This is a genomic window from Campylobacter subantarcticus LMG 24377 (assembly GCF_000816305.1).
Lineage (GTDB): Bacteria > Campylobacterota > Campylobacteria > Campylobacterales > Campylobacteraceae > Campylobacter_D > Campylobacter_D subantarcticus.
Genome location: NZ_CP007773.1, coordinates 377537 through 391366 on the forward strand (window position 1 = coordinate 377537; position 13830 = coordinate 391366).

General features: G+C 30.8%; 13 protein-coding genes. 6 read left to right on the forward strand and 7 right to left on the reverse strand.

What is annotated here, in order from left to right; translation table 11 throughout:
- Positions 1-97: 97 nt before the first annotated feature.
- Genes nifJ through CSUB8523_RS02050 form a run of 6 tightly spaced genes read left to right on the forward strand, consistent with a single transcriptional unit; the run spans position 98 to position 8318 of the window.
- The gene (gene nifJ, locus CSUB8523_RS02025) at positions 98-3652 is read left to right on the forward strand and encodes a pyruvate:ferredoxin (flavodoxin) oxidoreductase (protein WP_043019463.1); all 3555 of its coding nucleotides are present in this window, start codon (positions 98-100) and stop codon (positions 3650-3652) included.
- Positions 3653-3684: 32 nt separating this feature from the next.
- On the forward strand, positions 3685-3981 hold the full coding sequence (locus CSUB8523_RS09485) for a hypothetical protein (RefSeq protein ID WP_052242966.1): 297 nt from the start codon (positions 3685-3687) through the stop codon (positions 3979-3981).
- The gene (mshL, locus tag CSUB8523_RS02035) at positions 3953-5344 is read left to right on the forward strand and encodes a pilus (MSHA type) biogenesis protein MshL (RefSeq protein ID WP_043019464.1); all 1392 of its coding nucleotides are present in this window, start codon (positions 3953-3955) and stop codon (positions 5342-5344) included. The genes CSUB8523_RS09485 and mshL overlap by 29 nt, the downstream gene beginning before the upstream one ends.
- Entirely contained in the window at positions 5325-5654 is a 330-nt protein-coding gene (locus tag CSUB8523_RS02040) for a transformation system, membrane protein CtsX (protein WP_052242967.1), read from the forward strand. Before mshL ends, CSUB8523_RS02040 begins: the two co-directional genes overlap by 20 nt.
- A complete protein-coding gene (locus tag CSUB8523_RS02045; protein WP_052242968.1) occupies positions 5647-7161 on the forward strand; it encodes a transformation system, type II secretion system ATPase CtsE in 1515 nt (504 codons plus the stop codon). The genes CSUB8523_RS02040 and CSUB8523_RS02045 overlap by 8 nt, the downstream gene beginning before the upstream one ends.
- Complete coding sequence (locus CSUB8523_RS02050) at positions 7158-8318, forward strand: transformation system, type II secretion system membrane protein CtsF (protein WP_043019465.1); 1161 nt, start codon at positions 7158-7160, stop codon at positions 8316-8318. The genes CSUB8523_RS02045 and CSUB8523_RS02050 overlap by 4 nt, the downstream gene beginning before the upstream one ends.
- On the opposite strand, the gene CSUB8523_RS02055 is transcribed toward CSUB8523_RS02050, so the two are convergent.
- The 7 genes from CSUB8523_RS02055 to CSUB8523_RS02085 are packed head-to-tail and all read right to left on the reverse strand — an operon-like array spanning position 8315 to position 13797.
- Positions 8315-9067, reverse strand: a complete 753-nt coding sequence (locus tag CSUB8523_RS02055; RefSeq protein WP_043019466.1) for a TSUP family transporter — start codon at positions 9065-9067, stop codon at positions 8315-8317. The two genes, CSUB8523_RS02050 and CSUB8523_RS02055, sit on opposite strands and share 4 nt — an antisense overlap.
- Positions 9052-9801 carry a TIGR02757 family protein gene (locus tag CSUB8523_RS02060; RefSeq protein ID WP_039662976.1) on the reverse strand — a complete coding sequence of 250 codons (750 nt, stop codon included), beginning with the start codon at positions 9799-9801 and terminating at the stop codon, positions 9052-9054. The genes CSUB8523_RS02055 and CSUB8523_RS02060 overlap by 16 nt, the downstream gene beginning before the upstream one ends.
- Positions 9801-11630: a flagellar hook-associated protein FlgK gene (gene flgK / locus CSUB8523_RS02065; protein ID WP_043019467.1), complete on the reverse strand. Its 1830-nt coding sequence runs from the start codon at positions 11628-11630 to the stop codon at positions 9801-9803. Before flgK ends, CSUB8523_RS02060 begins: the two co-directional genes overlap by 1 nt.
- 11 nt (positions 11631-11641) lie before the next feature.
- Positions 11642-12076 (reverse strand): flagellar export chaperone FlgN, encoded by a 435-nt coding sequence (gene flgN / locus CSUB8523_RS02070; RefSeq protein ID WP_043019468.1) that lies wholly within the window; start codon positions 12074-12076, stop codon positions 11642-11644.
- Positions 12077-12118: 42 nt separating this feature from the next.
- Positions 12119-12325 carry a hypothetical protein gene (locus CSUB8523_RS02075; protein ID WP_039662983.1) on the reverse strand — a complete coding sequence of 69 codons (207 nt, stop codon included), beginning with the start codon at positions 12323-12325 and terminating at the stop codon, positions 12119-12121.
- A gap of 60 nt (positions 12326-12385) precedes the next feature.
- On the reverse strand, positions 12386-12751 hold the full coding sequence (locus CSUB8523_RS02080) for a rod-binding protein (RefSeq protein WP_039617679.1): 366 nt from the start codon (positions 12749-12751) through the stop codon (positions 12386-12388).
- A complete protein-coding gene (locus CSUB8523_RS02085; RefSeq protein WP_043019469.1) occupies positions 12751-13797 on the reverse strand; it encodes a flagellar basal body P-ring protein FlgI in 1047 nt (348 codons plus the stop codon). The genes CSUB8523_RS02080 and CSUB8523_RS02085 overlap by 1 nt, the downstream gene beginning before the upstream one ends.
- Positions 13798-13830 lie beyond the last annotated feature (33 nt).

Genomic DNA, 13830 nt, shown 5'->3' on the forward strand with positions numbered 1-13830 from the left:
CATAGAAATAATAAAAAATTTTTATCATTGTTTAAGACAATTCAAGATAAAGTAGCTAATGATTTTAAGTAATTACTTTAATGATAAGGATAATTAGATGAGTAAAATAATGAAAACAATGGATGGTAACGAAGCAGCAGCATATGCTGCTTATGCGTTTACAGAGGTTGCTGGAATTTATCCTATCACTCCAAGTTCTCCTATGGCTGATTATACTGATATATGGGCTTCTCAGGGTAAAAAAAATCTTTTTGGAGTGCCGGTTAAAGTTGTAGAAATGCAAAGTGAAGCGGGTGCAGCAGGAACAGTTCATGGTTCTTTGCAAGCGGGTGCTTTAACAACTACTTACACTGCTTCTCAAGGTCTTTTATTAAAAATACCAAATATGTATAAAATAGCAGGACAGCTTTTACCTGGTGTGATCCATGTAGCAGCTAGAGCTTTGGCTTCTCAAGCGCTTTCTATTTTTGGGGATCATCAAGATATTTATGCTGCAAAACAAACAGGTTTTGCTATGCTTTGCTCACATTCTGTGCAAGAAAGTATGGATTTAGCAGGTGTAGCTCACTTAGCAGCCATTAAAGGTAGAGTGCCTTTTATGCATTTTTTTGATGGTTTTAGAACTTCTCATGAAATTCAAAAAATTGAAGTAATGGATTATGCGCATTTTGATCGTTTGCTTGACCGTGAGGCTTTATTGGAGTTTAGAAATTCCTGTTTAAATCCGGAAAATCCAAAAACAAGAGGTACGGCACAAAATGATGATATTTATTTCCAAACAAGAGAATTGGCAAATAAATACTATGAAGCTATTCCTGATATTGTTAATGAATATATGCAAGAAATTTCAAAAATCACAGGAAGAGAATACAAGCCTTTTGTGTATTATGGAGATAAAAATGCAACGCGCATTGTAGTTGCAATGGGTTCGGTGACTGAAGCTTTAAAAGAAGTTGTAGATTACCTCAATAGCAAAGGTGAAAAAGTAGGAGTTTTAAAAGTCCATTTATATAGACCATTTAGTTTGAAATACTTGTTTGATGTAATGCCTCAAAGTGTTGAAAAAATAGCTGTTTTAGACAGAACTAAAGAACCAGGAAGTTTAGGTGAGCCACTTTATTTAGACTTAAAAACTGCATACTATGGCAAAGAAAAGGCACCTTTAATCGTTGGTGGTAGATATGGACTTTCTTCAAAAGATGTTGATCCTGCTCAACTTCTAGCGGTTTTTGAAAACCTAAATCAAGCTAATCCAAAAGATGGTTTTACCATAGGAATTAATGATGATGTAACTTTTACTTCATTGCCTGTGGGAGAAAAAATTTCTTTAGGTGATGAAAGCACTATAGAATGTTTATTCTATGGCCTTGGTGCTGATGGTACTGTAGGTGCAAACAAAAACTCTATTAAAATCATAGGGGATAAAACAGACTTTTATGCGCAAGCTTATTTTGCTTATGATTCTAAAAAATCAGGTGGTTACACAAGAAGTCACTTGAGATTTTCTAAAAAGCCTATCACTTCAACTTATTTAGTTTCTACTCCGCATTTTGTAGCGTGTTCTGTGGCTGCGTATTTAGAAATTTATGATGTTTTAGCTGGCATTAGAAAAGGTGGAACTTTCCTTTTAAATAGTATTTGGAGTGCAGAAGAAACTGTTAAGAAAATTCCAAATACAGTAAAAAGAGTTTTAGCGCAAAAAGAAATCAATTTTTATATCATCAATGCTACAAAATTAGCTAGAGAAATAGGTTTAGGTAGTAGAACAAATACAATCATGCAATCAGCATTTTTTAAACTAGCTAATATCATTCCTTTTGAAGATGCACAAAAATACATGAAAGAATTTGCATATAAATCGTATAGTAAAAAAGGTGATGCGATAGTTGAAATGAACTATAAAGCCATTGATGTAGGTGCAGATGGACTTGTAAAAGTTGACATTGATCCTTCTTGGGCAAATTTAGCAGATGAGACAAAAGAAGAAACCATAGCTTATAAAGGTACTGAATTTGTTGAAAAAATCGCAAAACCTATGAATGCAGCTAAAGGTGATGATTTGCCAGTTTCGGCATTTTTGGGCTATGAAGATGGTAGTTTTGAGCATGGAACGACTGAATATGAAAAAAGAGGCGTTGGGGTTATGGTGCCAAGATGGATTGAGGCTAATTGTATTCAATGTAATCAGTGTGCTTCAGTGTGCCCGCATGCAGTTATTAGACCATTCTTGATTAATGAAGAAGAGTTAAATAATGCTCCAGAGGGTGTAAAGGAGCATAGTCTTAATGCTAAAGGCGTAAAAGATCAGAAATTAAACTTTAAAATTCAAGTTTCACCACTTGATTGTACAGGTTGTGAGCTTTGCGTGCATGAGTGTCCAACTAAAGAAAAATCTTTAGTAATGGTGCCGCTGGGTGAAGAGCTTGATCATGGTGAACAAGACAATGCGGATTATTTATTCAAAAAAGTAAGTTATAAAGATAATATCTTAAATAGAGAAAATGCCAAAGGTATTCAATTTGCGCAGCCTTTATTTGAATTCCATGGTGCGTGTCCAGGTTGTGGGGAAACTCCTTATATTACTTTAATCACGAGATTATTTGGCGAAAGAATGATTATTGCCAATGCGACAGGTTGTAGTTCTATTTATGGTGGCTCAGCTCCTTCGACTCCATATAGAAAAAGCAACAAAAACGGACATGGACCCGCATGGGGCAATTCTTTGTTCGAAGATAATGCAGAGTTTGGTTTGGGTATGAAAATAGCAACTGAAACCACAAGACATAAAATCGAACATATTATGAATGAAAGCATGCAAGAAGTTCCTAATGCACTTTCTGCATTATATAAAGAGTGGATTGCAAATAAAGAAGACTCTAAAATCTCACTAGAATTAAGAGATAAATTAGTACCATTGTTAGAAGAAAATAAACAAATTAAATCAGTGAATGATATCTTAGAATTAAAAAGCTATTTAAGTAAAAAATCACATTGGATTTTTGGTGGTGATGGTTGGGCTTATGATATAGGTTATGGCGGGCTTGATCATGTTTTAGCAAGTGGTGAAAATGTTAACATTTTAGTGCTTGATACGGAAGTATATTCAAATACTGGAGGTCAAAGCTCGAAATCTTCAAGAACAGGCTCAGTAGCTCAATTTGCTGCAGCAGGTAAGCCAGTACAGAAAAAAGACTTAGGCCAAATTGCTATGACTTATGGTTATATTTTTGTAGCTCAAGTAAATTCTAATGCAAATTATGCACAATTGTTAAAAGCAGTAATGGCCGCTGAAACATATGATGGACCTTCTTTGATTATTGCTTATTCTCCTTGTATAGCTCATGGTATTAAAGGTGGACTTGGAAATTCAGGAAATCAAGCAGAACTTGCTACAAAATGTGGATATTGGCCAACTTATATTTATGATCCACGTTTAGAAGCAGAAGGAAAAAATCCTTTAACAATTTCTTCTAAAGAGCCTGATTGGGATTTATATGAAAACTTTTTAATGAATGAAGTACGTTATACTTCATTGAAAAAATCTAATCCTGAACAAGCTAAGGAATTTTTCGAAAGAAATAAAGCAGATGCACAACGCCGTTATAGACAACTAAAGCGTTTAGCAAGTGCTGATTTTAGTAACGAAAATTAAAATTGTTGCGATTTCTTATGATGAGTTTATCGATGGTTGGTGTCTTACACGCCAATCATTTATTTTTAAATCAAGATTGCTACGATGGTCTTGATTTGAATGTAATTCAAGATCCCTTTTTTCAAAAAACTACAAAAATAAAATCTAATTTTTCTTTGCAAGCGATTATTTCAAATAAAGTCAAGATTGACAATAAATGGTATGCTTTAAATGATGATATTGAAGGTTTTAAGATTGCTGAGATAAAAAATTCTCAAGTTGTATTGATAAAGGAAGAAAAAATCATGGTTTTAAAATTGTATGAAAAAAATAATATTTTTGTTCATTAGTATTTTAACTTTTACAAATGTTTTTGCCTCACAATGTCATCAACGCTTTTTTGATATTAGTGTAGAAAATAAAACTTCTTTGATTGAAATTTTAAATGAACTTGGTAGAGAATGTGGTTTTAGTATTATAATAAAAGATTCACTAGCTAGAGAAAGGTTAAATTATACTCAAAATTATTTACACATAAGAAAAATGTCTTTAAGGGAAATTTTTAAACTTTTATTGATGGAAAATAATCTTGCTTATGAGTATGAAAAAAATATTTTAAAAATTTATGGAAGACAAGTTAAAACTTTTAAAGTTCATTATATAAGCTCTATTAGAGAAGGGCAGAGTATTACTAAAGCTTCGGTGGACTCAAGACCTAAACAAGGTGATTATGATAGTGCTAAAGAGGCGGATAATTTAGTTATTAGTACGGATAAATTTAATTTTTGGGAAAAAATTTCAGAAGAAATTCAAGCTTTATTAGATGAAAATACAACCAAACCTATTATCAATACTAACGCAGGGATTATTACTTTAAATGCTACTTTGTATGAGCTTGCAAGAGTTGAAAAATATCTAAAAGATTTAAATAAAAGACTTAAAAAGCAAGTTTTAATTGATGTAAGCATAGTTGCAGTACATTTAAATAAAAGCCATTCAAGCGGGATTAACTGGCAAGAGCTTGCTTTTAAACTTAATGGAGATGATAATGATTTTATAATCAATAAAAGTGGTGTTAAAAATATTAATCTTAAAGCTAATGTTGAAATTAAGGCTATTTTAAATTTATTACAAGAAAATGGTAAAACCACTGTACTTTCTAATCCAAAACTTATGGCGCTTAATAATCAACAAGCTATTATCTCTATTGGCGATACGATTAATTATCAAGTAAAAGAAAGCTCTAAGGGTACTGAGAATGGTACGACCATTAGTGAAACTTATAATAATTATTCTATTTTTGTAGGAATTTTACTAAATATTTTGCCAGAAATTTCAGATGATCATAAAATTATGCTTAGAATTAATCCTAGTTTGAGTGATTTTAAATATAGCGTTGATAATCATCGTCAAAATAAGCCAAGAAATATTGCACCTGATACTATACAAAAAAAGCTTTCAACTGTTGTTGAAGTTGATGATGGACAAACTTTGATTTTGGGTGGATTAATTAGTAAAAATACGATTAGCAATCATAACGAGGTAAGTGCTTTATCTAAAATTCCAATTTTTGGTGCTTTGTTTCAAGGAAAACAAAATTTAGAAGATACTAGTGAAATAGTGTTTATTATCAAACCAAGTTTGATAAAAGCAGATAAAAAAATACTTAGCTTGAAAGATTTGGGATTTATGCATGAAGATGATATGTTTTAGCCTTTTTATTTATTTGTCCTTTGTGAATGCAATGGATATTCAAAATGAAAGTTTTGAACAAAATGTTTTTTATGAAAAATTTATTCACCATCCAAGTTATGAGAATGCTTTAAATTTGGCTAAATACTTTTATCAAATCAAAGATTATCAAAAGGCTATTTTTTGGGCTGTTGAGGCAAATGAATTTGAGTTGTTAGAAAAAGAAGCATGGTTAGTTTTTATCAATGCTAAATTAAAGCTTGGAAAGCATGAAGATGCTTTGAGAGCTAAAGAAGAGTATGAAAAACTTTTAGGAAATTATTTTGAATGATACAAAAGAAATAAAAGCTTTAAATGAACTTTCTTTGCAAGAATTGGCTTTAGAATATAAATTAGAAATTTTAGATTTGAATCAAACTCTTGAAATAGAAAAATATCTTCATATTTTACCTTTTTCTTTAATAGAACAATATAGCATTTTTTGTTTTTATGAAGATGATGAAAATATTCATATAGCTTCTTTTAAGCCTTTAGATGAGAATATTTTAGAAAAAATACAAAATCTATATCGCTTAAGGACTATTAAAATTTTTCTTTGTGATTTTACACAATTTAAATTTTTACTAGAAAGGGTTAAATTTTTAATTTGCTTTCAAAACTATCTTGATAAATTAGAACTTAATTTAAAAAGTGATGAAAATAAAGATGAGTTCTTATTAGAACAATTTTTGCATTTAATTTTAACTTATGCTTGTTTTTTAAGAGCAAGTGATATTCATTTAGAGCCTTTGGAAAATGAAGTCTTGATAAGATTTAGAATAGATGGAGAGCTAAAATGTATCCATAGTCTTGATGTGAGTTCTTATCAGGCTTTATTAATGCATATAAAAATCATCACCCTACTTAATGTAGCCGAGCAAAGACAAGCTCAAGATGGGAGTTTTTCTAAGATTATTTTAGAACAAAAATATGATTTTAGAGTTTCAATTATGCCTTTGTTATTTGGGCAAAGTGCAGTGCTTAGGATTTTAAAACAAGATGAGTATATTTTAAAACTTAATAGGCTTTTTATTAAAGAAGAAAATTTAATCTGTTTAAAAAAACACATAAATGCAGCCTATGGTTTGATTTTATTTTGTGGGCCAACTGGGAGTGGTAAAAGTACTTTTATGCATGCTATTTTAAACGAGCTTGATCAAAATAAAAAAATCATTACTCTAGAAGATCCCATAGAATACAAGCTTAAACATGCTCAGCAAATTTTGTTAAATTCTAAGAATGGCTTTGACTTTCATAAAGCCTTAAGATCGGTTTTAAGGCAAGATCCTGATGTGATTATGGTGGGAGAAATTAGAGATGAGGAGAGTTTGAATATAGTTTTAAAAGCTTCTTTAAGTGGACATTTGGTTTTGAGTACCTTGCATACTAATGGTGCTATAGAAGCTATTTTTAGAATGAAACATATGGGCGCAAAAGAATATTTAATAGCTTATGCACTTAATTTAATCATAGCCCAACGCTTGGTAAGAAAACTATGTGAATGTAAAGAACTTAGCGAGGAAAAATTTCATTTTCAAAATCAAGTTTTTGAAGGAAAATTCTACAAAGCAAAAGGTTGCGCTAAGTGTATGTATAGTGGATATAAAGGGCGTTTGTTGGTGGCTGAGTTTTTATTGTTAGATTGTAAATTAAAAAGTATGATAGAAAATAATGCAAATTATGAAAATATTTTAACATATGCTTTAAAAAAAGGCTTTTTAACTTTAGGTATGGATGCTTTAGAAAAAATAAGGCTTGGTTTAACAAGTATAGATGAGTTAAGAAAGATTAGTTTTTGAAAAAATTTATAATTTTTTACATCTTAAACAAAGAACAAAAACAATGCGTAATTAAGGCTAAAAATCTATACGAAGCTAGAAATTTTGCACAAAAATCATTTGAAAATATTATTAGCATTGAAGAATATTTTGGAATAATAAAACATAAAATTAAAGAAGAAGAGTTTATTTTTATTCTCAAAGATTTAAATATGGTTTTAAAAGCAGGATTAAGCTTGCAAGAAGTTATTTTAGAATTTGCAAGATCAAATCATGATGCGCATATAGCTAAAATATTTAGTGTAATTTATAATAAACTCAAAAATGGAAGCTCTTATAATGAAGCTTTTAGAGGTATTTTAAATTCTAGAGAATGTGCTATTTTAAAAATTTGTGATGGCAAAGAGGATTTATATAAAGCTTTTGAGATTATCATTAATCTAAAAGAAAAAAATCTTTATAGTTTTAAGCAGTTTAAAAAGGCTATAACTTATCCGCTTTTCGTTTTTATATGTATTATTCTAGCTTTTTTTGTTCTAATGATTTTGGTTTTACCTGAATTTAAGACTTTATTTTTGCATCTTGAATTAGATTTGCCAAAAATTACTCAAATTCTTTTTGTTTTAGGAGATTTTTTTAAGCATTTTTATGTATTTATTATATTGAGCGTGGGATTTTTTATAACACTTGCTTGTTCTTTTAGGAAATCTTTGTTTTTTCATAAAATTCTTTTTCATTTCCCAGTTTTTGGAAAAATAATATTTTACCAAGATAAATTTTGTTTTTTCTTGATTTTTTCGTATTTATTAAAAGCAGGGGTAGATATAAAAAGAGCTTTTGAACTTGCTTGTGAAGGTATAGAAAATCAATTTTTTAAAAATAAAATGTTTTTTATAAAGACTTCATTTGAATCAGGACTTGATTTAGATCAAGCTTTTTTTAACACAAGGCTTTTTGAACCTTTTGTGGTAAGAATGTTAAATTTGGGTTTAAAAAGTTCTAAATTAGATGAAGGTACTTATGGGCTTGCTTTATTTTATGAATATAAAAAAGAAAATTATATTCAAAGGTTTTTGAGTGTTTTAGAGCCTTTGATGACTGTTTTTATGGCAATTTTAATATTGATCTTGGCTCTAGGTGTTTTCTTGCCTATGTGGCAAATTAATCAAGCTTTTTAAGCAAGATAATCATAAGCAACTTTGATTATGGTTAGAGCAACTATAGTTAAAAAAAGCTTTTTGATAAAAGTTCCTTGAGTTTTTAAGACTAATTTTGATCCTATAAAAGCTCCTAAAACTTGACCTACACCCATTAAAATACCAACTTTCCACAGCACTTCATAAGAATATAAAAATACAGTTAGGGCTACGATGTTGCTAGTGAAATTTAAAATTTTGGTATTAATACTAGCATTTTTCATACTAAAACCAAGAAATATCACACAAGCAAAAATCCAAAAAGAACCAGTACCAGGCCCTAAAAAGCCATCATAAAAACCAAGCAATAAACCAAAGATGATTTGAAAACTTGTGGTACTCATTTTAGCTTTATTGTGAATATGTCCTAGATCAGGTTTAAAAATTGTATAAAAAAAGATCAAAATAAGACAAATTAAAACAACAATTTTTATAGCATCTTGATCAATGAGTAAAACCGCATAAGTTCCAATAGCTGCACCAATAGCAGTAAATAAAATTCCTAGTGCTATCTTTTCTATGTGCATGGATTTTCTATAAGCTAAAACCGCAGTGAGCGAACCAAAGGTACTTTGAAGTTTATTGGTGGCTAAGGCCAAATGTGGGGGAATGCCACAGGCAAATAAAGCAGGTATAGTAATAAGCCCACCACCACCTACAATTGTATCAACACAACCTGCAAAAGCAGCAACAAAAAATAAAATCACATAGTAAGTTAATTCAAGCTCCATAAGCTTTCCTTGTTTTGTCCGATACGATATAAAGCAAAATCATATTTAACAGGATCAGCAGGATCTAGTTTTCTAAGATTTTGCGTAAGCTCCATAACACTTTTGAAGTCATAAATCTTACGCTTTAAAAGCTTAAGTTTCAATGAAACTTTATGTGTGTGGGTATCTAAGGGCATAAGTAGGTCTTTTTTGTTGATATTTTTAAATAAGCCCAAATCAAGCTCATCTTTTCTTACCATCCATCTAAGGTACATATTATAGCGTTTTAGGGGTGATTTGGGATAGTTAAATTCTTTAGAGAAGAAAAATTCATAACCATAACTTCGGTAAGAGTTAACTTTGTAAACTTTTTCTATAAAAGATCGAATGCCTTGAGTAATATCATGTTCTTTTTGATAGTCTTGGGTAAAAATATTTTCAATGCTATTCTCATTTTTTATACGCTTGAGCGTAATAAAAATTTGTGCGATATCTTGGGAATTTTGAAAGCGATATTTTAATGCGCTGCATTCTTTGATGATGTCATCATCAGCTTTTTGCAGCAAGGAAAAGTCAAGCTTTTTTAGAAAATTGACAATATTTTTGGCATTTCCATATGCAAATAAAGCGCAAATTAAAGCAATACTTTCATCTTTATAAATACTTGCAATTTGCAAAGGATCAGGATAAGAGAAAAGCTCTTTTTGAGTATTTTTGCTTAAAATAGCTTCATCTAAAAGAGCTTTAATACGCATTAAGATTTTAAGCCAAGTAAGGTATCAAGCATTTGATCAACAGTGGTTACGATTTTAGCTGCAGCACCATAACTTGCTTGATATTGTATGAGTGCTGCTAATTCTTCATTAGTATTTACTCCACTTTTTGATTGGTATTCTGCATACGCTGTATTAAATACTGTCATGTTAGTTGCATGTGCAAAACCATTGCTCTCGGCATCTGAAGCAATTTGACCTGTAAATTTTCTATAATAACCATCTAAAGTCATGGTGTCTACAGTGCCATCTTTGTTGTAGAAATTAACTTTTTGGGTTTGTAGCTGCAACATTGCATTTGCTACATCGTTATTCCCACCAACTCCATTTGAGCTCGCTTTTAGGCTATTTGGATCGTTTCTAATGCTTGAATTTACATTAATACTGTTTGCATCTTGACCATTAAAAAACGAAGATACATTCAAAGCCCCAGGAAAATTAGTTCCATTGTCTTTAAAAGCTATTTTATAACCTTCTTTTAAACCATTGATTTGGAAATTTCCACTATCACTTTGACTATCATAATGGTAAAAGGCTTTAAAATAATCATCTAAGTCATTTCCAGGCGTGTTATCCTTGTTGTCATCGATATCAGCATTGATTTGTTTGATCACATCTTCTATGGTGGTATTGACATCGATTTTTATGGTTCTTTTAGCTGCTTCTTTACCTTCATTGTTATATATGATAATATCAAAACTACCCGCTTGAATATTTTTATCATAGCTCATCAAAGATGTATCAGGTTTTAAGCCATTTAGATTGTCTGAGTTTACCTTGTCAGTTGCTGCTTGAGCGTAGACATTATTAGTTTGTGTGATGAGTGTTTTTGTAAAAGTATTTAACATATCTTTGTAATCTTGTAAAATTCCATCACTGTAAGTGTCATGATTGCCATCATAGTTTCTGCCTCTAAGATCTAGTTGTGCTCCTAGTTGCCCACCTGAAATTTTACCTGTTAAATCATAGCGATTTTCATCATTTACTTCATAATAAATTTGATAAAATCCATTGGGATTGTTATCATCTAATTTTAAAGGATGAAAGCTAGAGCCATTGACTATGCTAAAACCTTGAATGCTTAAATCATAATATCTTCCTGAATCAGTCATAGTGGATTCTAAGGTGCTATCTTGAGAGCTTTTTCCTTTCCAGGCTACTGCATCAACCAATTTTGAAAGCCTAAGTTCAAGCTCATCTCTCCTATCTCTTAGTTGATTCGCATTATCAGTTGGTAAAACTTCCTCGTTTTCAAGTTGTTTATTAATATTTGCTATTTCTTGACCGATGTTGTTAATCTCATCCACAGTTTGTCTGATTTGTTCATTGACGGTTTGTTGCATTTTGCTAAGATCTTGTAAGGTTTTTTGTATGTTTTGAGTTAATGTGTTTGCGCTATTAACAAGATCTATTTTACTTGCCCCATCATTTGGATTAGAAGCAAAGTTATTCCATGCATCATAGTAGTTTTTATAATCTTGTAAAATACCAGTTCCTTGCATATCAGGAAATCTTTGACTTGCTTCTTGTAAAATTTGTCCTAAATAATTTGTATAATTTTGTTGAGTAGTGGCATTTTTTAATTCATAGTAAGAGTGCTCATCGTGCAATCTTTTTACGGTATCAATTTGTGTACCTGTTCCTAGGTGTAAGCCGCCTCTATCAATAGACATACCAGAACTTTGCACAGCTCTTTGTCTAGTATAAAATACTGCATTTGCATTGGAGATATTATTACCTGTGGTATTGATTTGAAGTTCGGCAGCTCTTATGCCGCTAACTCCTGTATATAAACTGTCAAAAATTCCCATAATCTTAACCTTTAAACGTTGATCTTAAATAGTGAATCTGGAATAGTTTTTTGATCTCCATAAGCATTATTTGTTCCACTTTGTTCAAACATCGTATTTAAAAGATTGTCATAAAAGTTTTTAATGATGAGTACTAATTTAGCGTATTCCTTGTTTTTTTGGTGCAAGGTATTTAAATTTTGCTTTAAGAGTGCTAATTTTTCTTTATCTTCTTCATCTAAAAGCTCATCTAAGCCTTTGTTATTACCTTGATTGCTAAGATCTACTAGGGCTTTATCAAGATTTTTTTTAGCAAGTTGAAAATCACTCACAAGTTTAGTTTTATCTTCAATGCTTTGACTTACATGTTTGTGGTTAGCAGTTTGAATTTGACCAATATCTTCTAGAGTAAGATTGATGAGTTTTTCTAAAATAGAATTTGTTTCGTCTAAGTATTGTTTAACCATTTTTTATCCTTTCTTAGGCACTAACCCAAAAAAGGATAAAAACTATAATAAAGAATCTGCTATTGCTTTAGAAGTGGCTTGCAGGTTGATTTTATACTCGCCATTTTTAATTTGAGAAGCAATGATAGATGCTTTACTTTCTTCTGCCTTTTGAGTTTCTTTTGCCTTGTTGTTTTCTTTGTTTTCTGTTTTGTTTATATCATTAGCAGCAACTTGAGCTACATAACTTTGATGTATAGGGTTTATCATTTTAAGCCTCCAGTTCTATTGAAAAACTCTAAGAACTATATCGACACTTAAAAAAATAACTTAACCTCTTTCTTTTAAATAATCAAATAATAATTTTGAAAAACCTAATCCCCCGCTTAATGCTTTACTCATAGTATCATTATACATAGATGAATAAATTTCATCACTTGCATCTTTTCCAAATAAAGAATTTTCTTGTTTTAAAGAAATATCCAAAACACTTTTGATTAAAAAAGCTTCAAAAGCATCAGTTTGTTCTTTTAAAGCTTTATCTTCATCATTTAATGCTTGTATATGAGTTAAATCATTTTTAAAAGCACTATCTGCATAGTTTTTAGCAGCCTTGTAGCTATTATTGTGTTTAGTAATACTTTCATAAAGTTCGCTACTATAGTTTTTACTCGCTAAGTAATTATCCACTCTCATTATATTACCTCTAATTCAGCACTAATTGCACCAGCTCTTTTTAAATTTTGCATAATAGCTATGATATCATTTGGAGCTGCACCAAGTTTGTTAAGCATTCTTGCTATGTTTGCTACGGTTGTTTTATTATTTGTGATTTTTAAAGTATTAGATACAGGATCTAAAATTCCACCATCTTTCATATCGATTTCATTTTGTCCTAAAGCTACGGTATTGTTTGGATCAATTTTTATCGTGATATCTTTATGGGTAATTAATATAGGTTCAACTTCTATATTTACACCAGCTACGATAGTTCCAGTTCTTTCATCAATAATCACTTTACTTTCAGGAGTATAAGCGATATCTTGCTCTAATACTCTTGCCATAAATTCAACATGAGAAAATTCTTCAGGCTTAGTAAGTTTAATGGTTCTTGAATCTAATGCTTTAGCAATATCTGCATCAAAGATTGTGTTTAAAACTCTTTCAATATTGTTTGCTGTTTTAAAGTCAGCATCTTTCAAGCTTAAAAATAAATCATCTGTCTGGCTGAAATTTTGAGGTATTTCTCTTTCTACTACTGCACCATTAATAACATTTGCTGAGGTTGAATGCGTCCCTGCAGCACCTGGTCTTGGACTAAGTCCACCTATAGCTAAAGAACCTTGAGCTACTGCATAAATTTCTCCATCAACCCCTTTTAGAGCTGTCATAAGTAAGGTTCCACCTTGTAAAGATTTTGCATCACCCAAAGAAGCTACACTTACATCAAGCTTATCCCCACTTCTTGCAAAAGCAGGAAGCTTTGCTGTAACCATTACTGCTGCTGTATTTTTTGATTTAATATCGCCTGGACTAATTTTTACATTCATACCTTGAAGCATATTTGAAATAGATTGTAGAGTAAATTCACTACTTGTGCCATCTCCACTTCCATTTAAACCAACAACCAAACCATATCCTATAAGTTGATTATCTCTAACACCTACCACATTGGTAAGTTCTTTGATAGTAGCTGCAAAAATGCTTAGACTTAGCACTAAGCTCAAAAATAATATTTTCATCGATTCTTCCTTTAATCTATGCTATTTTCATAC

What these genes read in the sequence shown, in the direction of transcription:
- nifJ (WP_043019463.1), top strand. Translation starts at nt 98, where the DNA reads ATGAGTAAAATAATGAAAACAATGGATGGTAACGAAGCAGCAGCATAT.
- CSUB8523_RS09485 (WP_052242966.1), top strand. Translation starts at nt 3,685, where the DNA reads ATGGTTGGTGTCTTACACGCCAATCATTTATTTTTAAATCAAGATTGC.
- mshL (WP_043019464.1), top strand. Translation starts at nt 3,953, where the DNA reads ATGAAAAAAATAATATTTTTGTTCATTAGTATTTTAACTTTTACAAAT.
- CSUB8523_RS02040 (WP_052242967.1), top strand. Translation starts at nt 5,325, where the DNA reads ATGAAGATGATATGTTTTAGCCTTTTTATTTATTTGTCCTTTGTGAAT.
- CSUB8523_RS02055 (WP_043019466.1), bottom strand. Translation starts at nt 9,067, where the DNA reads ATGGAGCTTGAATTAACTTACTATGTGATTTTATTTTTTGTTGCTGCT.
- CSUB8523_RS02060 (WP_039662976.1), bottom strand. Translation starts at nt 9,801, where the DNA reads ATGCGTATTAAAGCTCTTTTAGATGAAGCTATTTTAAGCAAAAATACT.
- flgK (WP_043019467.1), bottom strand. Translation starts at nt 11,630, where the DNA reads ATGGGAATTTTTGACAGTTTATATACAGGAGTTAGCGGCATAAGAGCT.
- flgN (WP_043019468.1), bottom strand. Translation starts at nt 12,076, where the DNA reads ATGGTTAAACAATACTTAGACGAAACAAATTCTATTTTAGAAAAACTC.
- CSUB8523_RS02075 (WP_039662983.1), bottom strand. Translation starts at nt 12,325, where the DNA reads ATGATAAACCCTATACATCAAAGTTATGTAGCTCAAGTTGCTGCTAAT.
- CSUB8523_RS02080 (WP_039617679.1), bottom strand. Translation starts at nt 12,751, where the DNA reads ATGAGAGTGGATAATTACTTAGCGAGTAAAAACTATAGTAGCGAACTT.
- CSUB8523_RS02085 (WP_043019469.1), bottom strand. Translation starts at nt 13,797, where the DNA reads ATGAAAATATTATTTTTGAGCTTAGTGCTAAGTCTAAGCATTTTTGCA.